Raw genomic sequence first — 22,789 nt, 5'->3', positions numbered from 1 at the left:
CCGTAAAACATAGGTAGAAGTTATTACAAAAGCACTATACAATACATCGGTTTGTTAAAATCGATTTTGTTTATCAGCTACGAAATTTTATAATTTATACGGTTTTTGATTTATACTCTAGTGTTTTATAAACTCATTAATGAAAGTTCTAGAATGAATAAGAAAAAATCTTTAACTACTGGTGAAGTAGCAAAACTTTGTGATGTATCTATCCCAACTATTCACAAATGGGTGCGAGAAAGTAGAATAAAACATTTTAAAATGCCTGGTTCAGGCAAAATAAGAATTCCACGAGAAGCTATTTATCAATTTATGAGATCCTACGGATTTCCTATCGATGATGAAGAATATATAACAAATATACTCATTATCTGTAATGAAAAAAATTACAGCGAAAAATTCATAAACGCTGTCAGAAAAAATGATCTTTACAATTTCAGTGTAGTAAATGATGTTTTTGCTGCTGGTATGACTGCAATGCAACAAATACCAGACATTATTTTTATTGATTTATCACTTTCTGAAATAGATAATAAAAATTTTTGTGATTCCATTCGCAAAACAGTTAATAGCCGAAACTTAATAATTGTTGCTATGTCTAACGCTTTTTCAAGCTCCGAACAAAGAAGTTTAAGGCGCTACGGGTTTAATGATTTTTTCGAAATTCCATTAAAAGCAACAATCTTTAAGAAAAAAGTACAAACGTTATTAAAAACCTACCAACAAAGACAGACTTCACTTGTAGTGAGTAAATAATATTCTAAAGTAAATCCAATAACTATCGAATTATACAACAGGATGAACTGGATATTTTGGGATACGAAACAAGTTATCTTTTTAGAGGACTTGATTCATAGTCGGAAGATAAATAAGATGCGTTATGGTAGCAATGGAAAACGCCAAAACGCAGGCGTGCAGAACTAGTTAAAAGAGACGTCCCTAAACAATTAGCTATTGCAACTGTGCATAGCAAAGGCTCTTGGAGAATCAGTTAATAAAACAACTCTTTTCTATTTCTAAAAGTAACACCTGTTCAAAAACGACAGTTTTCAAACAAACACTCCTCTATTTTATAATACACTTCATTGTTTTTTAAGAAAAAACACAATCATAATATCAAGCGTAAATTTCTATTGTTTCTAGCAATTTTAGAATACCGTTGTTTTGTTTACTATCCTCATTAATTTTAGTCAGTAATATAAGTTTTTCAAAAAACCTCTTTCATCTTAATAATAAAAATATTATAATTAATCATGATATTAATCAAGATCCTGATCCTTGATTAAATCAAAAACTATAAAAAGTATAATCGATTCTTTGAAATTTCTTTATTTGGAAAAATTCTAGTTTTATTCTGGCCACCATTTTTTGATTTAAGTGTTTACTGAGAAATTCGATATCGTTTCATTAAATTAACATTCTACGCTCTCCTAATTGCGTAGAAAACAAACAACTATGCTATGAAAGACTACATAATGAATAAACAAACAAAAAAAAATAATGAGAAAAAGATTATTATTGTCGACAATGATGAGTTTCTTTGCAATTTTATTGAAAACATATTGTGGCAAGAAGGATATGAAAATACAAAGTCTTATAATTCAGGTGAAGAACTTATTACAGCTTTGAAACAAAAAATAGAGATCGATTTAATTTTACTTAATGTTACTTTGCCAAGAATGAGTGGCTGGGAAGTAATCGAAAAAATTCGAGCAGATGAAAATTATATTTTTATCCCAACAATAATAATGACAGAATCTGACTCATTAGATATACGTAAAAAAATATGCAGCATTGGCACCGATGATATTATTAATAAACCTTTTCCATCAGAAGAACTCATTTACCGTGTAGAAAAAGCGATTTCTCAATCTAAAGAAACTAACAATCGCGTTACAGAATGTATTGACAAGCCAGAAGAAAAAATAATTTTTTCAGGGGAATTATGCGAAATACCAGCAGCATCGTTGCTTAGTTTTTTTGAATCAACAGAAGTTTCAGGAATTTTTAAACTAAAAAGTAAGGGTCAAAAATATACATTTAGCTTTGAAAAAGGACGAATAACAAATTATTCATCTACTCTAGAACTAGAATCTATCGAGGAACTTTTGTCTTTCGTTTTGTATATTGATAAGGGAGAATTCCAATTTTTATCAACCGCAGCAGAAAAAAGTATAGAATTGTATCCTACAGATGTACTACAAACAATAAGCTAATAATAAAACTAGCTATAGAAAACAAATCTATTTAACAAAGATGAACAATAATAAAAACAATAAGAAACGAATAAACAAACAGCAATCTACCAAGAACATCTAACATTGTTGTACACTTAGAAAAAATAAACTTTTTTAGAACACGTTCTTCAGCGTGGTATACTTTGCCAACAACAAAAATTGTACTTTACATGATGGTGTCAGTCTTGAATGCCATTCAGTTATAATAAAAATGTATCTCGCAATTTGGCAGCCATTTTTTTATATCATCTCTTTTTTCTTTTTCGAATTGATTATCAGTCAAATCAAGGTAAATAAGAGTTTGTAATTGGCCTATTTCTTTTGGCAAATCTTTTAGCCCATTACCACTCAAATAAAGATGAGTAAGATTTTGCAGTTGCGATATTTCTTTTGGTAATTCTTCGAATTCCATTGCATTTAAATTTAACTCAGTAAGATTTTGCAATTGCCATATTTCTTTTGGAAATTCTTCGAACTCATTATCAGTCAAATCAAGGTGAGTAAGATTTTGTAGTTGTCCTATTTCTTTTGGTAACTCGACCAATTGAGTTCCATTCAAATTTAACTCGATAAGATTGTGCAGTTGTCCTATTTCTTTTGGTAATTGAGGAAAACCCCCAACCACTTTAGCTGAAAATGAACTATTTACAAATTCAAAATCCCCCATGAAAAAGAACATCTCATCTGTCCGAAAACTACAGTCATAAAATCAAACATCCTTAAGAGATACCTCTTCCTCTAAATAAAAAGCACAACCATAGTATTTGTGCTATCTTCTATACTACTTAGTTTTTCTAATTTGACTTTCTTCACTTAATATCTCCATAAAAATCTATGTATTATAAATATTCGCAACTCGAAATCACCAAATCTTCTTGGATAGATCGTGCTAAGGTACGTCTAAAAATTCTTTTATGAAAGACTCTAAACCAAATACCAAGGCGTAACTTATTTGGGTGCATTTCCCAAATGTAAAAGGCTGATTTGAAAATAAAAACGCATGACAAATAGATAAATATTGGTAATATAGAGGACGAAATGACATTCAAAGTTTTTTACAAGTGAACCAATAAATAGTATAAGAAAGGATAGATATATGTACGTCGCGATGAACCGTTTCCAAGTACGAGAAGAATCTTCTGCTGATTTTGAAAAATTATGGAGAGAAAGAGATTCTCATCTAGAAAAAGTCCCTGGTTTTCTCCAGTTTCACCTACTCAGAGGAGACCTTAACGAAGAAAATGTTCGCTTATACTCATCATATACAACATGGAAAACCAAAACCGATTTCGAAAATTGGACCAAGTCTGAACATTTCAAGAACACACACAAAAACGCAAAAATGCCAAAAGGAACTTATGTATCTCATCCTAAATTTGAAGGTTTTGATACTCTTTTTTCTATCAATTAATTTGGTATTTGTCGAAAGATTTTTTTCGAAAATTAAAGCCCATTTATACTATAGCAACGAGATATAGCAAAACTGCTTTAACTTTTCTCGCTGCTATATATTCGACTTCTAACGTTACCTCATTCAGCTTGACCAACTTTTGTGAAAATAGAAGGAACTAGACTTAACTTTTAATCAATTGAGAACACTACCAAAAGAGATAATCCAGCTTTCTTCTCTTAGAACACTAAGTTTATACGGAAACCAAAAGCAAAAAACACCAACAAGAAATAAAATCTTGGCTTCCAAATTGCAAAATCGAATTCTAAGTCAAGATTTATCGCTCTAAATAAATTTAATGGAACTAAAATGCCTTAATAAAACTCTAAAAAGTTAGTTAGTGCATATCAACATTAAGTTTTTAAATTTCGAGTAATTTTCGACAATAGCGAAACATGTATCTGTTTAATTGGTTACCGAGTCTGAAAAGGAGACAACAATGAAAATTTATTTAATGATTTGTTTGTTTGTATCTACAACATTTATGTTTGCAGGGATGTCTTATACAGAGTTTCTTTCTGAAAAAAGTATTAGGGAGCAAATAAAGGCTGCCACTTTAGCACTCGATTTATCCATAGATTCTATAGAAACAACCAAAGAAATACGTGAAAGCGGTTATTTACTTTACGATGATAGCGGACCTCATATAAAAACAAAACAACAAAAAATACTAGCCCACTGCACAGTTTTATCTGTACAAAAAAACACAACAAAACTAAACCTAAAACAAAAAGTAACTTTAACTTTTTGGAAACAAATTTCAGGAAAAAATTCAAGTAACTATAGAAGCGCTTGGCAAAAACCACCAAGTTCAGCAGGGCAAAAAATCTTAGCTATATTTCTCGAAGACAGCGTTAATGCTCAAGGCACAACAATAACATTACAAGTTGACTTCGCACATCCTTCAACCAAAAAAACAACACTAGAAAAAGACTGGGCATACGGAGCAGATGAAAAACGCGCAAATGTTATCATTGACAGTAAAAAACTGGCAGAGAAATTACCCCTCAAAGTAAGCAGAAAAACCAATATCACAATCAAAAAAATAATCGATACACGATGGTATAAATGGGAAAATTTAAAGATAACAATTGGTGAAGAGGAAGTAGATATAAGTATTTCCACAATACAATATACAAGAGAACATATTAGCGATCATCTAACAGGAGAATTAAAAACAACCCAAGAAATTACACTTCTTCCTGGGAAGTACAAAGTCTATCTAGCCCAAAGTTTTGTCGGAGAAATTATTGTAAAATAAGATATTTGTTATGCGCATCGAGATTAAAGTAGAATTTCGTTTAAAAATTTTACTCACATTTATCGAAATTTCAATTTAGTGCAGTTGAAATTGATAGATCTTTAGCTATTCGAGGAAAGGAAATGTCTAAGACAATGAGAGTATTTTTTGCATATTTTTTGGTAGTAGTAGTTACAGTACTTTTTGGCGACCGTTGATGTTTTAGTTATTGGTTGCGTTATATATTCGCAAGTAAAACTTCCATGAATTACTCAACCTGACATCGATTTCTAAAGACACAAGTTACAAAACTCCGAATATAAGACTTTCGTCATCGAGGATAATAAATTGCGGCAAATATATGCAAATTACGATAAAGACGGTATATATGTTTATCAAGCATTCAAAAGAAAAATTGTAGATGCAGCCTTAGAAAAAGGTACATTTGGTGAAGGCTTTAGTTTAGAGCGCATGACCTGGATTAAGCCTTCCTTTGGTTGGATGCTATACCGATCTCGATACGCTACAAAATCTCGCCAAGAGGCGATACTGAAAATCAAGATTTGCCATGAAGGTTTTCTAAAAATACTAAGTTGTGCCGCTGTCTCATCTTATTCAGAAAATCTTTTTGTAAATAAACGGCAATGGCGCGACCAACTCAAAAGCACGTCAGTACGCTACCAATGGGACCCAGATCGCGATTTACACCTAAATAAATTACGTAGGCGTGCTATTCAATTAGGAATTAGTGGTGATGTTATACACGACTATGTCAATAAGTATATAATGAGTTTAGAAGATGTAACTTCTCTTGCCCATGAAATCAAGAAAGTATTTAGAACAAAGAAATCCGCAAGAACAGAAAAACTTCCAGAGGTTCCCTTAGAGACTATTTATAACGTTACTGATACTAAGATACGACAAAGATTACAAATCGATGAGGTGTAAGTTGAGAAAGTGTAAAGTTGAGAAAGTGTCAGACTCGGTGTGCCATGAACTTTATCATATTGAAATATGATAAAAGTGCTGTATAAAAGATGAGGGAAGGCCCCTCGGAATCAGCTTACAGGAGAAGATTCCAAACTACCTTAAGCTGCTGTAATAAAGAGTTATGGTAGTGAGCGTTAACCTCTTTCCTAAACTAGTAGATGAAAATATTTTTTACAGATCTCTCATTACAGATTCTTGTAACTCTAATAAAAATTGCAAATGTTCAGTACTAGATCTTTCGCTACGAAAAATTAACCAATGTGGATACATTTTATGCAAATCGTCCCAAATATGTTGAAATTTTTTCATTGGTGTTCCACGAATTAGTGAAGATCTATATGCTAGTAAGTATCGATTTATAGATCCACCTTTCTCTAGGTTAAAGAACTCTTTTGGAGAATTTGGTCTCTCATCTGCCCATACTAAACCACCCGAAAATATCTCATAATAACGTTCTGCGTTTGGATTGTACTGCAGATTGTTCATTGCTCTAATAAAGTCTGGATGCAAGTTTGATATATCAAATGGTATCATATTTCTCATTATTATTTTGAGAGAAGAGAGTTGCTCTATTTCTTTTGAGAGTTTTTTTATTTTCGTCTCACTTAAATCTAAGTAAACAAGAAAAGAAAGTTGCGTTATTTCTTTGGGTAACTCTGTTATTTTTGTCTTACTTAAATTAAGATGAGTAAGAGATGAAATTTGGCCTATTTCTTTTGGTAGCTCTGTTATTTTTGTATAGCTCAAGTATAGATGAGTAAGAAATGAAAGTTGGCCTATTTCTCTTGGTAATTCTGTTATCTCTGTATTATTTAAATTTAAGTGAGTAAGACAAGAAAGCTGGATTATACCTTGTGTTACTTCTTTTATTTTTGTCCGAGATAAATCTAAACGAATAAGAGAAGAAAGTGGCTCTATTTCTTTGGGTAATTCTGATATTTCTGTCCCGCTTAAATTTAAGTCAGCAAGAGAGGAAAGTTGACCTATTTCTTTTGGTAATTTTTTTATTTTTGTCCAGGATAAATCTAAACGAACAAGAGAAGAAAGTTGCGTTATTTCTTTGGGTAACTCTGTTATTTCTGTCCCACTTAAATTTAAGTAAGTAAGAGAAGTAAGTTGAAATGTTTCTTTTGGCAGTTTTTTTATTTTTGTCCGAGATAGATCTAAATGAGTAAGAGAAGAAAGTTGGTCTATTTTTTTAGGTAACTTTGTTATTTCTGTTCTACTCAAATACAAATGAATAAGAGAAGAAATTTGACCTATTTCTTTGAGTAACTCTGTTATTTTTGTCCCACTTAAATTTAAGTGAGTAAGAGAAGAAAGTCGTTCTATCTCTTTTGGGAGTTCTTTTATCTGGACATTTGTTAAATTTAAGTGAGTAAGAGAAGTGAGTTGAAGTATCTCTTTGGGAAACTCTTTTCTCTCGAAATTTCTTGTCAAATCTAAGTGCGTAAGAGAAGTGAGTTTTTTTATTTCTTTTGGAAAATCTTTTATCCCAACATTCTGTAAATCTAGGTGCGTGAGAGAAGTAAGTTGAAATATCTCTTTTGGCAATTCTGCTATTTTTGCATAACTCAAATCAAGGCAAAATTTATTCGAAAAATTGCAATTGATGAATTTAGATTTCTCTATTCTATTAAAAGTAACACCTGTTCGAAAGCTACAGTTTTCAAAAACACACCCATCTATTTTGTATTTCTTATCTTCTCTTAAGAAAAAAGCACAGCCATAATAGGAGGTATTATTTTCTATTGTTTTTAACGATTTAGATTTCTTTTCCATTAGAATATCCTTGGGATGCCATTAGAATATTACCAGTTACCCAGTCCAACACCTGCTTGTTTATTATACCAATTACTCAGTCTGTCAACCTCTTACTTCTTATGTTAATACAGCAGATTTGCAAAAATCGGGTGCCTCAATTGTGCATCGCAAATGTCTTTAATCCTCGTAACAGAATGTCTAAGAAAATTGGCTGTATAGCCAATTTTTTTAGACATTCTGTTAGATTGGATGCTGTCAACATAGACGGCTTAGCATCTAATCAAAATTATTCAGCGCCAGACTTGTGCCAGGGCATTAATTTTATTTCGCTCGTGAACTCGACTGGTAAGAATCTTGTTTTGTAATCAAGAGGTTTGTAGAAAAAGAAATGCCAAAAGAATCTCGTGGCAATTTTAGTATTACTAAATGTGCACAGTGGCACATAGCAAAGTTAAAAAATTCAAAAAGCGCAAGTAAAAAAAGAGTAGACCGGCAAAATGATCTTTTTTAAAAGAGGGGCAGATCTTTTAAAAGAGGGACAGACCTTAATCACGAAGACAAACTTCTGTACACAAATAAAGATTTTGTTGATTGGATAATCAATAGAATTTACAACTTTAATGTTAGGCAAAGAAACTAACGGCCCATCTTAATTAAAGTATCCGCAATATTAGTCAAATCAACAAATTCTCGTCTATAACCATAGTAATCTTGTCCCAAAGCGCTCATTGCAAGACTACGGACTAACTCCATTGAAGCATTATTTTTATATTGTGAATCACGTAAAATCATACCGAAAGCTGCAACAGCCGTAGCAAAACGAAAGCTAGTAGATGTTTCATTGATGCTTTTTACAGGTGTTTTCAATACACTGGTAAGAAGTTTACTTGTATCACTGCTAGGAGACTTGTAACGAATTTTAAGGGTCAAAATTTCATCGTTATAACTATATTTTGGCACAGCAACTTTTTGCTTTCGATATTTTAATGGATCTACCAACGGTCGAAATTGTGCATTTCGAGGAACAATTTCATAAAAAGCAGTTACGGTATGCCCAGCGCCTATTTCTCCAGCATCTTTACTATCATCATTAAAATCTTTAGCAGCCAACAAACGATTCTCATAACCAAGTAAACGATAATTTCCTACATATGTAGGATTAAATTCTACTTGTATCTTAACATCTTTTGCAATTGTAAACAATGTACTACCTAACTCGTGTATTAAAACCTTGCGCGCCTCTGCAAGAGTATCAATATAGTGATAAGTACCATTCCCCTTATTGGCTAACTGTTCCATCATTCCATCTTTTAAATTTCCCATACCCATACCAAGAACAGTAAGAAAGATATTACTTTGTTTCTTGCTTTCAATAAGTCCCCACAAAGCATTTTGACTCGATACACCAACATTAAAATCACCGTCTGTTGCCAGTATAACGCGATTCACACCGTTAGGAATGAAATTATCCGCTGCAATTTGATAAGCCAACTCAATTCCTTGACCACCATTCGTAGATCCACCCGCTTGTAAATTACTCATTGCTCGCAAAATTATATCTTTATTCCGCCCAGAAGTAGGTGGCAAAACGAGTCCTGCTGATCCAGCATATACAACAATAGAAATAGTATCTTCAGGGCGCAGTTGATCCGTTAGTAAACCCATCGCCGTTTTTAGCAGTGGAAGTTTTTTGGCGCTACTCATTGACCCAGAAACATCAAGAAGAAAAACAAGATTAGAAGGAGGCATTTCTTGTTGCCGAACTTTAAATCCTTGGATACCAACTTGAACAATCCAATTATTAGAATTCCATGGGCATTCAGCAACTTCCATCGTCCGCGAAAAAGGTATACCATCTTGGGGAACAGGATAATCGTAAGAAAAATAATTAATCAGTTCTTCTGTACGCACAGCATCTTTTGGTGGTAATTGATTTCCTGACAAATAACGGCGTACATTACTATATGATGCGGTATCAACATCAACTGAAAAGGTGGAAAGTGGCTTTTGTTGAGAATCTTGGTAAGAGTTCTCTTGAACCTTACTATATTCCTCATTATTTGGAGGAGTTTCCAGCATTTCATGACCTTCAAGACCGTCATCAAAGAGTCGTTGCCCTAGACTCTGTTCGTCAATGTTTTCTATTCGAGGACGAAGATCAACATCTTCTTCAAAGAAAAAACCAGCAGCAGCATTAATATCTTGATAGGTACTTTTTTTGTGATTACTATCAAGAGCCTCATCATCAGAAACTATCTGATTGTTCCTTGTCGTTGAACAACCAACAATAATAAAAAACGTTAATCCACACAACCATAGTTTTTGAGTTAAATTCATTGTGCGATCCTCCATATATACGAGTGCAAAAAATAAGCGGATACCTGTGATAGCGACTACGATTGTCATGATTGCTTGCATATTCCAAGCCTTTTACAAAAAAAAATTGTAGCAGATTAATGTCATCAAAATGTCATCACCTAGTAATATTTAGGTCATTTTTATATAAAGGTAGTCTACCTTATGTACACAAATGCCTATCATCCAATAACCACTTGCCCACTACAAGAATCTACTGGTAACTTGAATTGACAAAACGAATCCACATATTAAAAAGTCCTACGATTGTTGCCAAGTGATTGTAAAACTAACAACATTTTATTAATATGTTTGCTTATGTGATTTTGAAAAGCGTTTATTTGAAAATACCTTTCATTCATTTGAGCGAGCAGGTTTTAGGTTTTAGATTACAGCTTGTCTAGCATATTATTCTATCGCGTAAATCTATCTTAATAGCATGTGAATCAATCTTCACTACCGTTTCTCACCTCACAAAAATAAAACAAGCCTAAGCGCAACCTAAATCATCGTTTGGTGTCGCTACGTGGATATCGCTTATTAAATGTGTTTAGTATACGCGTTTTTCGCTTAAAAACCACGTAAATTTAAAACTATTGAATAAGTAAAAATTCCTTTGTCATTTCTTTTCAATAACTTAAGTACTTTCTTCTACTATATTTTTCCTAAACGGCCCGTTAGTTGCTTATGTATATTACATACTGGTGTATCAAACCACTTAGGGATACAACAATTTAATATATTTTAAGTGACCTGACAAAAATAGTTACCCGTTGAATGCAGAGCTTTTATTTTCTAGCGCGGCGCGACGAGGGCGCGCAGCCGTAGCTGCACAACTAAGGAGCAACAAAGCTAGTAAATAAAAGAACAAAATGGTAATGGGTAAATACTTTTAGCGGGTCACTTAGTAAAAAGGAAAAAAAAGGAAAAACAATGAAATATAGATACAAGGCCTTTGGAATTGACTCTCCTGATCTACATTCGATGGGAGATTCCCTGTTTCAGTATTTGGAAATTAAAATGCATCAATTGATTACCAAAGAAAATCCTTCCAAAATTTTAGTTATGGGAAAATATGATAGAGAAAATAGTGTGATTGCAGATTGCGAAAAGAACAATAAAATGTTCAATTTTCACCGTCCTACCGCTAACATTGATGAGCAGGGAAATGTTACAGTGTATTGTTATCCGGGAAGAGATTATGTGCGGCACTACGCCAGTCTTATTCAAACATATATGAATATCAATAAACGCGATGTTCTGGTAGAATACGATTTACCTTCTGAGGAATTTTGTTCGCAGACAATTGAAAATTCAAATTTTAATGATATTCCGGTGTCAGACGTGGCAATTGTTGGTTTTGCCCTAGATAAATTTACTGACAATCAGTGGACTGATGGATCTCCTTATCTTTGGGCGACTGACCAGTTGAAAAATCATAGTGTGACATATGTTGGTTGTCATTATAGTTATTGGTCGGATGCAGGAGGAAGATTTGTCTATCATTTAGCCAAAAAAGGTTTTAAGAGAATTATTTATGTAGGTAAATTGGGAGCAATTCAACCGGAGATCGTTCCTAATGAATATGTTACCACTGGTAATATGAGCTCTATGGAAGATGAGATTGTGACTTGGAAAAATGTTTTTGAAAATGTTGAACTTCCCAATTTAATTCACGGCCAGCATTGCAACTGTCCAGGTGTTGTGATGGAAACTAAAGAGTGGTTGGCGCGCCATTCGCAGTACCATTTTGTTGATTCAGAGTTGGGGCAAATGGCAAAATTTGCACAAGCTGCAGGTGTTGAATTTAGTTATTTTCATTTTGTATCTGATAATGTGGTAAAAAAATACGATGAAGATCTTTCAAACGAAAGAATTGAAGAAATTATTCAAAAGCGCAAAGCGATTATTCACACTATTAAAGAAGTTCTTTATAACATGGAGTAATATTTTATGACAGTGAAAAGAGCCTCTGTCGTTTGCATTCGCGACAACAAAATTTTAGGATTTTACGGAAAAGAACCAAAAACGGAGAAATTATTCTTTTTTTTACCTGGTGGTAAACTAGATCCCAATGAATCTCCTGTAGACTGTGCAATTCGTGAGACTTTAGAAGAAACAGGTTTTAAGGTAGGTGTAAAAACGGAAACAGAACAAATTGTAGACTATTCTTTAGAATGGGATGGGCAACAATTTCCTTGTTGTACACATTTTTACGTAGCACAGTTGATCGGTAACGAAAGATCACAGGTAGACGATGCCGATTACCATAGAGGAATGTGTTGGTTAGAAGTAGAAAACCTACACGAAGCTCTTTCTTACAACAAAGAACTGCAGCAATTTGTTACGCGGTTTGTTGCCGAATATTTTTAAATGTCATTTTTGTAAATATCGAGGAACAAGGTATGCAGTGTGATTGTATTGGAATTCTCGCTCCGATGTGGGGAGGGAAAACGCAAAAACTCAATGAACTCGCTTCTCGAGCAGTTGCCAATGATAAGTCTGTAATTGCGATAGAACCTAAAATAAATAAACGCAATAGTGAAAGGGAACTGCATAAGATAGCAACTACCTACCCTGTAGAAATGCATGACCCGCAAGATTTATCTGAGGTTTTACAGAGAATTATGGACAAGAGTATAGAAGTTGTGGTACTGGATGAATGTCATTTGTGGTCTTTATCAGAAGATGAAGGAGCTCAATTTTACGATTTTTTTTACGAGCTGTTGCACAAAACGTATGTTGATATCTATTTTTCTAGCTTGGTATGGAACTGCTATAAAAAAGACCGCGAGTTTCCACTTATTTCTAAGCTTTTGCCGTGGTGTACGGACATCATTTTTTTGCGCGCAAACTGCGATATTTCTAGCTCTCAGGATAAAGCAACATATATATTCAGCCTGGATGCCGAGAATAAAGTAGGAAATGATTACACCGTTGTTTCTCCTTATTTTTATCGGAAAGCACGTCGTAGTGAGCAAAAATCTTTAGCTGTACCTGGTAAAAAATGGAATCGCCAAGAAAGAGTTAAGGCAACTATTTTTGTGGAATAGTTGCTTTGCGAAGAAAATCTCTCTTTGTTAGGCTCACGGCTTTAATTTAGGGTGAGCCTTAATCTAAAAAATCTAAAATTGTAGCTAGGGATTTTGCAAGAAATTTGTTTACCCTGATTTAGTAGGAATTTGTTATGGAGAAACAACTCTACCAAAAACTCAAGTCGTTAGGATATCAAATCCGCGACGATTATCTTTATGTATTTGTAAAACCGCAGTACATAGCTACACCTATTTATATTTTTCGTCATGGGGAAACTCAAGCAAATATAACAAAGAAAATATCTAGTTTTGATGAGTCTATTACCGAAAATTCGCGACATGAAATTGCTTTGGCAATTGAAAAAATGGCGGCAACCAGCAAGGCACAACTGTTCAGAGTTTTTTGCAGTCCGCAGCGACGAGCATTGCAAACTGCCGAGATTGTTTGTCAGGTTTTGCAACAACACGGACATAATGTTTACGAATTAGAAACAGATGCTCGTCTTCGTGAAATGGAGCTACAAAATTGGGAAAACCGCACAATGAAAGAGCTGATAGAATCAGATATCATTGCGCAAAAAATGTTTTTGCACCATGATATTTTTGCTTCTCCACAAGGGGAAGGCTTTTTTGAGGTGATGGAACGCGCGAATTCGTTTGCAGAATTGTTAAATAAACATGTCGATTATACGCCTATTGTCATTTCTCATGCGGTAACGATTACAGCGCTTAAATTGTTATTGGGGTTTCCTTCTCATTTTTACCATAACACGGGGCTATTTCAATGGGGAAAGGAAACAATGACTATTCACAATTTGGGTAAAAAAAGTAACAGCGATTATTTTTTTAGGTGACCCACCGAAAATATTTACCCACTTTATTTTGTTCTTTGGTTTTCTAGCTTTGTTGCTTTTTTGTTACCTCGCTATGGGCTGCGGCGCTCGCGTTGCGCTAGAAAACCAAATTCTTGCACTAAATAGGTAACTATTTTGTCAGTTACTTAGTACAAGTTGCGAAATTATAGCTGATATTGTTAGTTGATCGTTCTAATCTTGAATATAAAAAATGATAAAGCAGGAGTGATTTTGCTTATGTCACACCAATATGAATACATTATTAACAAACTCAAACAAAATAGTAGTTACTCGCCATTAGTTGTTCTTCTATGGGAAAAGAGTCCAAGCGATTTAGAAGAATCTAAAAAAATTAAGTGGTTTTTAGAAAAACTATTTGATCAAGGACTTGTCGCGGAAGATATTATCGAAGAAATTTGTGAAGAGTTACTTGCAAATGCAAAACCTGTAACAGTTGATGAATCAATTAAAAAAAAACAATTTGGGCGATTTTTGCTTCTCGAAAAACTAGGAGAAGGAGGAATGGGCAAAGTTTATAAGGCCTATGATCCTAATCTTAAACGCGATGTTGCTATCAAAATGTTGCTTGCTGGTAACCTTAATGACAAAATTATGAAACGTTTTCAGCAAGAAGCGCAAATCATGGCAAAGTTTCGTCACCCGAATATAATCCATTTATACGAAGTAGGTTCCGAGAACAACATTGCCTATATTTCTATGGAGTACATCAAGGGTTGTAGTCTAGAAGATTTTGTTGCCAATAATGGAAGCTTAGAGATTACGCAGTCCTTAGAAATCATACGCAAGGTAGCATTGGCAGTATCAGTGGCACATGAACATAATATCATTCACCGTGATTTGAAACCGGCTAATATTATTCTAAAAGAAAATTTTGAACCAGTTGTTACTGATTTTGGGTTGGCAAAAGATCTTGGTGATAAATCAAGTATTACAAACAGCTCTGTTCTTGGTACTCCAAGTTATATGTCTCCTGAACAAGTTCAAGGTAAATTAGCAAAAGTAGGATATCGCAGCGATGTATTTTCATTGGGGACAATCTTTTATCAAATACTCACAGGGGTATTACCGTTTACTGGTAAAAATTCTCTGGAGTTGATGGTAAATATTTTAGAACACGAGCCTTTTGCCCCGAGTGTACTCAAATCTCAATTAGATCGAGATATAGAAACTATTTGCCTAAAATGTTTAGAAAAAGATCCACAACATCGCTATACATCCGCTAGTGAATTGGCGCAGGATATAGTTCGTTTTCAAAATAATAAAGTAATATTGGCAAAGCCAGCAAGTTTATGGCATAAAGTGCGGAAATGGTTACGGCGCAATAAAACACTTACCTGGTTAACCTTGATCACTATAACCGTAATTGCAGCTACACTAGTATTATATGTTTCGTCTTTGTATCAATTTTCATTACAGCGTTTAAAAGAGACTGAGACAGCGCAAATGCGTTTGGCAAATATCGCTATTGGTCGTGCCAAACAAGCACATAAGAACTTTGAGTGGCGCACTTGTGGTGCATTGTGTGGCGCTGCTTTGCAGTTTGTGCAAAAGATACAAACTCCAACTAGCAATAAGCTAAAAGAATACAGTAAGAATTTACTGCGTGTAGCACTGGAACGTCATGCAATTGTCTGGTATCACATAGATCCTGGCGTTTTACATAAAATTACCGATTATCCTCTTGTTGATTTTTCTAACAAAAAGAAAATACTTGAACAATTAGCCCCTTATCCTGCAGTAAAAAAAATGGGAATGAAAAGTAATGAGCATTCTATCATGACTTCTGACCAACGCTTTTTTGCTATTTCTTTTACCAACAAAATCGAGGTTTGGGACTTACCTAAAAATGAAATGATTTTGCAAATTCCAATCGCAATAACAGGAAAAATGCACATGGCTTTTAGTCCTGATAAACAACACTTGGCTTTTTTTTCTAACCATAAAACAATTGAGTTATGGAATATTTTTCAAAAAAAGAAGACTGAAGTTTATAAGGTAGAACAGCCAGATTGGCGTGGTCTAAACATCGCTACTTTTAATAATGATGGTAAATTTCTTATTTACACTGTTGGTGCTACAATTGTAGTGCGTAGTCGCGAATCGGGTAAAGTAGTTCATCGTTTATTTGGTCATACAAATGACTTGATGCAATTGTTACTCGTTCCTAATGACGATTTATTGATCTCGTGTGCTACAGATTACACTGTGAGAGTATGGGATTTAAATACTGGTAAACAAGAAAAAATTTATAGTGACTCCAAGGTTGATCCGATTTGCGTAGCGTTGTCTCACTCTAAAAAAATATTAGCTATTGGATATCACGATGGCAAAATAAAACTTTGGGATTTTGAAATGGATGAACTCATTCATGTGTATCAGAGTAGTCCTTTTGTTTTTGCGCTAAAATTTTCTGCGGATGATTGCCACCTACTTGCACGTTCTTTTTTTCATTGCCACATCCTTACCTGCTGGCGAGTTTTTTATCCTAAACATATTGCAACATTACCTCCTGAGAATTACTTTGGCATAGATGTGAGTGAGGATGAATCACTTTTTGTAACGACATCGGGTAAAAATGTTAATTTATGGAATATGGATACCGTAAAAAAAATAGCAACATTTCCTCATTCACAGTTGACGAATAGCGCAGTGATTCACCACAGTAAAAAAATAGTCGCTTCTAGCTGCGAAGATCACAAAATAAGACTGTGGGATGTAGAGAAAAGAAAGTTAATTAAGACACTAGATCACGGTTTTTCTTTGCAATTACTCTTTCATCCGCAACAAAAAAATCTGCTTGTTTTTGGAGATAAGGATGATAATGTTGTGGTGTATAATATATACACAAATCAAAGCAAAAAATTTAATAGTCGTATGACTAAAATTGAGGCATTGTCGTTTTCCAATGATGGAGAATATCTTGCTTTGTTAGATGCAAACCAACACATTAACATTTGGAATTTTGCAAACTGGAAACTAAAACAGAGTTTTGATTGTCATGGAAAAATAGTGGATTCTAATTTACAATTTACTCCTGACAATCAATATTTGTTATATTCGAGTTCTTTGTTATACTCGAATCCTTGGTGTGGTTATATTCACGATATTGTAGAGAATGTTTCCTACAGTGTATCGTTTGCTGAGGGAGGAGTGCATAGCTCTTATCTAGATTCTATCATTCTTGGAGGGTATCCTGTTCAGTTATTGGATTTAAAAACTAAGGAGCCTTACCAGAGTTTTTGTTTGTCGTGGGTAGGAGCGAAATTTTTGCGCGTAACTTCTTCAGGGAAATTAGTTATAGCAACGAAAAGAGAAATGGGAATTTTTCAACTACCATCGTTTCCTCAGTATAAATATTCTGGCCTACCAATATGGACTAATCAGTTTCCTTTGGCGTGCCAGGCGCAAAAACATCCTTCGAAATTTGATTTACGCCAAGAAGTACCAGGTTGGTTTATTGAAAGTGCTGTTGCAGAAGCGCCGCTAAAAATAACTGAAATTTTATTTAATATGATAGTTGGCGAAGATTTACTAGTGAATGACACACTTGTAAACGATGGAGATTTTATAGAATAACAATTTTTTTAGAGTTTTATAAATTGATATATATTTTGTAGAAAGAAACAAATTATGGATGCGAGGCCATCAGTTAGTGTCATTTTATCTACTCTTAAACATTATGCGGAAGAGAAGTCGCAGTTAGAAACATTTCAATGTTTTTTAGAAATGTTTGCTAAAAAATTTGGCTGTCAAAAAACAGCAATGTGGCAGTTTACCACTAAAAACGGTGAAAAATATGTGAAGTTGTTTATTTTATGGGATCAGTCTGTTATTGAGAAATCTCAACAACAGGTTTTATTAAAAAAATATACAGAAAACAATTTTGCAGAACTGCTACAACAAATATCTTATGCCGAAAAAAACACTTTATTGTTTACTGCCGATAAAAAAAAGATAGGTTTTTATAGTGGTTTATATTTTTTTAGTTGTGAAATAAATGATGATTACAACTCCTGCGCACTACAAATATTTTTTGAAACCATTGCTTCCTCACTACCTATTTACTTCCAACTTGCCAAATTAAAAAGTAGCGCTACGATTTATGGTCAAGAAAATGAAGTACTAAAGAGTATCGCTAGCCAGGAAGAAGCGGTCTCTAGCCGCTCTCAACTACAACATAGTTATGCCGATATTCACGGAAATAGTCAATCGTTACTACAAGTACTGAATTATTTAGATCAAGTAATCAAATATTCTGATAGACGCGATTTATTGTATATTATTGGCGAGTCTGGCACCGGAAAATCCCTTGTTGCTCGCTCAATTCATAAGTATGGACCACGTTCATCTCAAAAGTTTATTGAAGTAAATTGTGGTGCCATTGTAGGTAACTTAGCTGAAGTAGAATTTTTTGGAATAGCTCCCAACTCTGGAGTTTCAGGAGTATCAAGAGAAGGAAAAATCGGACTTTTTGAATTAGCAAATAATGGGGTTTTATTTCTCGATGAAGTATCTGAGTTATTGCTCTCCACTCAATCGGCACTTCTTACTGTAATAGAAGGTAAACCGTTTCGTCGCGTCTGTGGTAAAACAGATATTTTATGTGATGTTCGCATAATTACTGCGAGTATTCGCGATATTAAACAACTTCCATCATCACAATTTTTGCCCGAATTGGCAGAACGTCTTGACGGAATTCGCATTGAAATTCCTCCTTTGCGCGAACGCCAAGAAGATATGATCAAACTAATTTGCCATTTTTGCGATGAACTTTCACATCCAGAGCGTAAAAAAAACATTACTCCTAAGGTTATTGAATTACTACTTAACTATGATTGGCCTGGAAATATTCGCCAACTATACAATTGCATTCGTCGCTGCTCGTTTGGCGTAATTCCTAGTTATTTAGAGGACGTCACAGATACATCTCTAAATTTTGATGATTTAGTGAAGTCGTATAAAACTAAAATTATCAAAAATAAACTCCGTGTTTTACTATCAAAAAATGCAAAATGTTCCCTTGGAGAAGTTGCGAAAAGCTTTGATTTACACCGCGATTCCTTTAGCCGACGTTTGCATTCAGTTGGCCAAACTTGGGATAAAATTCGCACAGAGTGTTTAGACGAATTAAACAAATAATAGTGTAAGTGAATATAGGGCGTGTCATCATTCAAAATATTGTGTGTTTTTTCGAGCCCGAGCCCGTTTGCGAGCCCGTTTCCGAAACTTTCACTGGCGATTTATCAAAGAAGCAAAGTTTCTTTTTCCATCGCAAAAAACTAGTATTGAACCAATAAATCACTTTCTGTCGATCTCAAAAAGGCTCGGGTTCAATACTACTGGCGTATCATTAAATGAATCCGTTATATTTTTATCTGTATTGAATGATGACACGCCCTAATACTACAGTTGTAACTAAGTACAGTTCCTTATTTTTCGGTGTTTCTAGCTGTTTACAAATAACAGTATTTTTTGCTATTTGAGAAGAGCTATCGATAAAATAAGACCTACAGAGTGTCTAATTTTTATAGCTACCTATTTGTTATTTTAATTACAACTGTAGTACTAAATGATATCTTTCTTGTTTTTTATTTTGGTAAGTGGCAAGTATTTTTTTAAGCAGTTTGCTATATTCTCCTTTGTCTTTTATTTTTAACTATGAGACAAAGTGTTTAGCTTTTTTGACATAAAAAAACCTTTTTTATTCAATAAATTAAGGAGGGAGAAGTTATTATGTATTATGAAACATCACTAAAATGTTTAGCTTTTTTGAGACATTATACCTTGCAAATTGATAATCGTAAAACTTTTTGTCTATGAAAAAAATATATACAGTAGGATACGGTTATTGGAGTAATAACAAAAAGAAAAGTAGAATGGACTCCTTGCTAGAAGCGTTGAAACAAGCCAATATTAAGCTACTTGTTGATACTAGAATTTCGCCTTGTTCCTCTAATCTCGTAGAAGGAAGTAACTATGGACCTAAAGAATGGAATCTCAATGTAGATAGGGGAATCGAGGTCGCGATGCAAAAAAACAGTATCGATTACTTATGGATTGTCGAACTCGGTAATCCGCAGAAAGTTGATCCTGATATGTCAGTCTTGAGGCAGCACATCAGATCTAACGATGATAAATGGCCTGTAAATCGCGGCTTACTTTATCTACACCAAATCTTCGATCATTTTGATGGCAATATTTGCTTGCTTTGTGCTTGCAAAAGTTTCTCAAAATGCCATAGAAAAGTAATCGCAGAATCGTTTTCGGATCGATTTTATAACGGAAATCTGAATATTGTTAGTTTGTAATTACTATTTTCCGCTGAATACTTGTATATGAAATTAGTCAGACAAAACAACAGAAAACAAACTTAACTCATTATTTTTCAGACATTTAAGTTTTTAAAAGTCAGACAGGTAAAAAAAATATACGTCTAGAAGAACTAAAAATATTAGCGGAAAGAAAAGCACCGATACAAAGCAAGAAAAAACAAAGACAAGAAAAGAGAATATACTATATGAAAAACAATGGAATTCTTTCTTCGGCAAGATGCAGCCAAATTATGAAAGTTTCTGAACCCACAGTAAGGAGAGATCTTTTTGAATTGCTTCAACAAAATAGAGTTGTAAAAATTGCTCAAGGACGCAAAATATATTATGATATTAAATAATCAGACGAGTATTGAAGAGTAAATTTTTCGCCTGGAAAAAGTACCATACTTGTTGATAATTCATTTATTTTAGGCTTTTATTGATTCTAAGCTCTAGGCTATTAATGGTGTAAACAATTACTGTGTCTGACCACCGAAAATCACATATTAATCACCGAACAAAAAAAGGCGTTTGCTTAATATTAAGCAAACGCCCTAAAACGCCGACACGCCCGGCAGGATTCGAACCTGCGACCTACAGATTAGAAATCTGTTCTTATTTTGAAATATCGAAAGCCACAAGTGATTTTTAATTAATCACTTGTGGCTTTTTTATTTTGTTCAATTATGCTGTTGGTTCCCATCTGGTTCCAGTTTTTTTATTACTTAGAAATTTTTTGATGCCGGAAATAGTTTCATGTGAGTATAATTTAATGTAAAGATAAAGATACACAACTAGGTGAATTAGGAGAAAAACTTTGAAGGATGATATCATCATTGTAATTGAGAATGACTGGGGTCTTGATAAAGTATCAGAAAATTTACTAGCGATAAAGAGTATATTTTTTAATGGTGGTGCTTATTCCTTGTGGAATTTTGTTGGAAAAGATTATCGATGGGTTTTTGCATCCTGTTTTTATCAAGTTACTTTAGCGATTGAAAAAAACAATTTTGTAAATAAAACATGGGTAAATAATCTTCTTGTTAGTTTAGCAAACTATTACAGAAAAGCTCTTTACGATCTCTATAACGATGAAAGAGAAAGTCAAGTCCCCTACCTTTGGAAAATAGCTTTTAGACAAGCCTCAAAAGACGAGATATTCTTAAAAGAATTTTTTAGAAATTCTTTATTGTCTTTGTATGCTCATTGCCACTACGATTTAAATTTATCTTTACGTGATAATTCTTCAGAAATGAATAAAGAAGATTACGACAAGATAAATAAACTGGTGGATACAACCTTAATTGTAGATTCTATAACTGATAATACATTTATAAAAGGTACTCTAAAAATACTTTTAGGATTGTTTCAAGCAGTTGTTACCACTTCCCAAAAATTCGGAATGGAAATTTGGAGGCAGCAAGTTTGGACTGCAGCAAATAGGAACATGAATATTGAAGACTACATAGAACTTAGCAAACCGTTAGCACAAGAGATTCAGAATTTTTGGCGTAGTGATGATAATCATTTTTCAGCATCGATACATCATCAAAGGTTTGAATTGATAGAACAACTATCTTCTTGGAGAGACGAAATAGTTGGAGAGTCAGCGCATATATTTAAATTTTTTAATGATGATGAAATTATTGTTAAGTACCAGTCAGATATAATAGAAGCATTTAAAAAAATAGCAAAAGTAACAGTGAGAATAGAAAACGAAATACAGGAGCGTGGTGAAAAAAACTATTATGCCGAAATATACAGGTTTAAAGAATATGTTATGGAAATACTAAAACAAGGTAGGTTTTATGAGTAAAATAAACTTATAGCCGTGATAGGAGAAAAATATGAAAGAAAAAGTGTATGAGAGAATAAAAATTGACATGGAGCAACAGAACAACTTTGTTCAAAATGTTTGGAAATTTAAACTAATTTTGGTTGGGACTGTAGTAGTATTTCTCTTTAATGATAACTTTATCTCCGAAAAATCTGTAGACAATAACTTTTGGACAATTTTTATTTTAAGTATCCCACTTATTATTTTTATTTTAGATATGAAATTGTTAGAGATAGGTTTTTACTTAAATGGACTTTCTCGATATATTATAAAAAATTTTGATGGAGTGCCCCAACAATTAGAACTCGATACCTGGAGCAAAGGGAGCCGTCTAAGACTTAAGATGAAATTCGTTGTAATAAATTCAGGAGGAACAAGCGCACTTATTGTTTTTGGAGTTATCATGTTGCTATCACAAGGAAACGCTCCCAAGTGGTTTAATGATTGCTCAGTATGGATATACAGCCTCTATTCGACAATGATACTTATTGCAGTTATTTCTACTTACTTATCGTGGTTGTTTATTTTTGACCCAAGATCAAAAAAGTCTTTACACAACAGTGAATGTAGGGAAAAAATAATTAACTACGAAAAAACTTTATAGTTAAGATAGTACAGAAAAGCTGTACTAAAGATACACAATATAATTATGTATCTTTAGTACAGCTATGATCTTTGAAAAATAAAGCTTTCAT

Annotated in this window: 18 protein-coding genes; 15 read left to right on the top strand and 3 right to left on the bottom strand. The window is 33.6% G+C overall.

Features of this window, described 5'->3' with window-relative positions:
• Positions 1 to 153: 153 nt before the first annotated feature.
• The gene (locus UABHE_RS33380) at positions 154 to 756 is read left to right on the top strand and encodes a helix-turn-helix domain-containing protein (protein WP_372367818.1); all 603 of its coding nucleotides are present in this window, start codon (positions 154 to 156) and stop codon (positions 754 to 756) included.
• A gap of 719 nt (positions 757 to 1,475) precedes the next feature.
• Positions 1,476 to 2,216, top strand: a complete 741-nt coding sequence (locus UABHE_RS33375) for a response regulator (protein ID WP_372367817.1) — start codon at positions 1,476 to 1,478, stop codon at positions 2,214 to 2,216.
• A 217-nt stretch (positions 2,217 to 2,433) separates the two neighbouring features.
• Here the strand turns inward: UABHE_RS33375 and UABHE_RS33370 are convergent, their stop codons facing one another.
• Entirely contained in the window at positions 2,434 to 2,904 is a 471-nt protein-coding gene (locus tag UABHE_RS33370) for a leucine-rich repeat domain-containing protein (RefSeq protein ID WP_372367816.1), read from the bottom strand.
• Positions 2,905 to 3,333: 429 nt separating this feature from the next.
• On the opposite strand from UABHE_RS33370, the gene UABHE_RS33365 reads away from it, so the two are divergent.
• The 3 genes from UABHE_RS33365 (at position 3,334) to UABHE_RS33355 (ending at position 5,875) form a co-directional block, all read left to right on the top strand.
• Complete coding sequence (locus tag UABHE_RS33365; protein WP_372367815.1) at positions 3,334 to 3,648, top strand: antibiotic biosynthesis monooxygenase; 315 nt, start codon at positions 3,334 to 3,336, stop codon at positions 3,646 to 3,648.
• 478 nt (positions 3,649 to 4,126) lie between these two features.
• Positions 4,127 to 4,948, top strand: coding sequence for a hypothetical protein (locus UABHE_RS33360; RefSeq protein ID WP_372367813.1), 822 nt, complete (start codon positions 4,127 to 4,129; stop codon positions 4,946 to 4,948).
• A 327-nt stretch (positions 4,949 to 5,275) separates the two neighbouring features.
• Positions 5,276 to 5,875 (top strand): DUF4291 domain-containing protein, encoded by a 600-nt coding sequence (locus UABHE_RS33355; RefSeq protein ID WP_372367811.1) that lies wholly within the window; start codon positions 5,276 to 5,278, stop codon positions 5,873 to 5,875.
• Between the two features lie 213 nt (positions 5,876 to 6,088).
• Here the strand turns inward: UABHE_RS33355 and UABHE_RS33350 are convergent, their stop codons facing one another.
• Both UABHE_RS33350 and UABHE_RS33345 read right to left on the bottom strand, forming a co-directional pair.
• Positions 6,089 to 7,699 (bottom strand): leucine-rich repeat domain-containing protein, encoded by a 1,611-nt coding sequence (locus UABHE_RS33350; RefSeq protein WP_372367810.1) that lies wholly within the window; start codon positions 7,697 to 7,699, stop codon positions 6,089 to 6,091.
• A gap of 618 nt (positions 7,700 to 8,317) precedes the next feature.
• On the bottom strand, positions 8,318 to 10,018 hold the full coding sequence (locus UABHE_RS33345; RefSeq protein WP_372367809.1) for a von Willebrand factor type A domain-containing protein: 1,701 nt from the start codon (positions 10,016 to 10,018) through the stop codon (positions 8,318 to 8,320).
• Between the two features lie 951 nt (positions 10,019 to 10,969).
• Here UABHE_RS33345 and UABHE_RS33340 point away from each other — a divergent pair.
• From UABHE_RS33340 to UABHE_RS33295, 10 genes are all read left to right on the top strand, one after another.
• Positions 10,970 to 11,983, top strand: coding sequence for a hypothetical protein (locus UABHE_RS33340; protein WP_372367808.1), 1,014 nt, complete (start codon positions 10,970 to 10,972; stop codon positions 11,981 to 11,983).
• Positions 11,984 to 11,989: 6 nt separating this feature from the next.
• Positions 11,990 to 12,409 (top strand): NUDIX hydrolase, encoded by a 420-nt coding sequence (locus UABHE_RS33335; RefSeq protein WP_372367807.1) that lies wholly within the window; start codon positions 11,990 to 11,992, stop codon positions 12,407 to 12,409.
• A 32-nt stretch (positions 12,410 to 12,441) separates the two neighbouring features.
• The gene (locus UABHE_RS33330) at positions 12,442 to 13,089 is read left to right on the top strand and encodes a hypothetical protein (RefSeq protein ID WP_372367805.1); all 648 of its coding nucleotides are present in this window, start codon (positions 12,442 to 12,444) and stop codon (positions 13,087 to 13,089) included.
• A gap of 134 nt (positions 13,090 to 13,223) precedes the next feature.
• Positions 13,224 to 13,925, top strand: coding sequence for a histidine phosphatase family protein (locus tag UABHE_RS33325; protein ID WP_372367804.1), 702 nt, complete (start codon positions 13,224 to 13,226; stop codon positions 13,923 to 13,925).
• Between the two features lie 237 nt (positions 13,926 to 14,162).
• On the top strand, positions 14,163 to 17,522 hold the full coding sequence (locus UABHE_RS33320; protein WP_372367803.1) for a WD40 repeat domain-containing serine/threonine protein kinase: 3,360 nt from the start codon (positions 14,163 to 14,165) through the stop codon (positions 17,520 to 17,522).
• A 54-nt stretch (positions 17,523 to 17,576) separates the two neighbouring features.
• Complete coding sequence (locus UABHE_RS33315; protein WP_372367801.1) at positions 17,577 to 19,085, top strand: sigma 54-interacting transcriptional regulator; 1,509 nt, start codon at positions 17,577 to 17,579, stop codon at positions 19,083 to 19,085.
• Between the two features lie 737 nt (positions 19,086 to 19,822).
• Complete coding sequence (locus UABHE_RS33310; protein ID WP_372367799.1) at positions 19,823 to 20,254, top strand: DUF488 family protein; 432 nt, start codon at positions 19,823 to 19,825, stop codon at positions 20,252 to 20,254.
• Between the two features lie 119 nt (positions 20,255 to 20,373).
• Positions 20,374 to 20,616 carry a DeoR family transcriptional regulator gene (locus UABHE_RS33305; protein ID WP_372371715.1) on the top strand — a complete coding sequence of 81 codons (243 nt, stop codon included), beginning with the start codon at positions 20,374 to 20,376 and terminating at the stop codon, positions 20,614 to 20,616.
• A gap of 458 nt (positions 20,617 to 21,074) precedes the next feature.
• Entirely contained in the window at positions 21,075 to 22,073 is a 999-nt protein-coding gene (locus UABHE_RS33300) for a DUF5995 family protein (RefSeq protein WP_372367798.1), read from the top strand.
• A 31-nt stretch (positions 22,074 to 22,104) separates the two neighbouring features.
• Entirely contained in the window at positions 22,105 to 22,698 is a 594-nt protein-coding gene (locus UABHE_RS33295) for a hypothetical protein (protein WP_372367797.1), read from the top strand.
• Positions 22,699 to 22,789 lie beyond the last annotated feature (91 nt).

The sequence above is a fragment of the Candidatus Uabimicrobium helgolandensis genome (assembly GCF_041508025.1).
GTDB lineage: Bacteria > Planctomycetota > Uabimicrobiia > Uabimicrobiales > Uabimicrobiaceae > Uabimicrobium > Uabimicrobium helgolandensis.
The sequence above is the reverse complement of the archived record's forward strand: the minus strand, read 5'-3'. Positions and strand labels throughout refer to the sequence as shown.

Coding starts and splice junctions, on each gene's coding strand:
- UABHE_RS33315 (WP_372367801.1), top strand. CDS start 17,577: ATGGATGCGAGGCCATCAGTTAGTGTCATTTTATCTACTCTTAAACAT.
- UABHE_RS33360 (WP_372367813.1), top strand. CDS start 4,127: ATGAAAATTTATTTAATGATTTGTTTGTTTGTATCTACAACATTTATG.
- UABHE_RS33350 (WP_372367810.1), bottom strand. CDS start 7,699: ATGGAAAAGAAATCTAAATCGTTAAAAACAATAGAAAATAATACCTCC.
- UABHE_RS33380 (WP_372367818.1), top strand. CDS start 154: ATGAATAAGAAAAAATCTTTAACTACTGGTGAAGTAGCAAAACTTTGT.
- UABHE_RS33310 (WP_372367799.1), top strand. CDS start 19,823: ATGGACTCCTTGCTAGAAGCGTTGAAACAAGCCAATATTAAGCTACTT.
- UABHE_RS33345 (WP_372367809.1), bottom strand. CDS start 10,018: ATGAATTTAACTCAAAAACTATGGTTGTGTGGATTAACGTTTTTTATT.
- UABHE_RS33295 (WP_372367797.1), top strand. CDS start 22,105: ATGAAAGAAAAAGTGTATGAGAGAATAAAAATTGACATGGAGCAACAG.
- UABHE_RS33365 (WP_372367815.1), top strand. CDS start 3,334: ATGTACGTCGCGATGAACCGTTTCCAAGTACGAGAAGAATCTTCTGCT.
- UABHE_RS33320 (WP_372367803.1), top strand. CDS start 14,163: ATGTCACACCAATATGAATACATTATTAACAAACTCAAACAAAATAGT.
- UABHE_RS33335 (WP_372367807.1), top strand. CDS start 11,990: ATGACAGTGAAAAGAGCCTCTGTCGTTTGCATTCGCGACAACAAAATT.
- UABHE_RS33375 (WP_372367817.1), top strand. CDS start 1,476: ATGAATAAACAAACAAAAAAAAATAATGAGAAAAAGATTATTATTGTC.
- UABHE_RS33340 (WP_372367808.1), top strand. CDS start 10,970: ATGAAATATAGATACAAGGCCTTTGGAATTGACTCTCCTGATCTACAT.
- UABHE_RS33325 (WP_372367804.1), top strand. CDS start 13,224: ATGGAGAAACAACTCTACCAAAAACTCAAGTCGTTAGGATATCAAATC.
- UABHE_RS33370 (WP_372367816.1), bottom strand. CDS start 2,904: ATGGGGGATTTTGAATTTGTAAATAGTTCATTTTCAGCTAAAGTGGTT.
- UABHE_RS33330 (WP_372367805.1), top strand. CDS start 12,442: ATGCAGTGTGATTGTATTGGAATTCTCGCTCCGATGTGGGGAGGGAAA.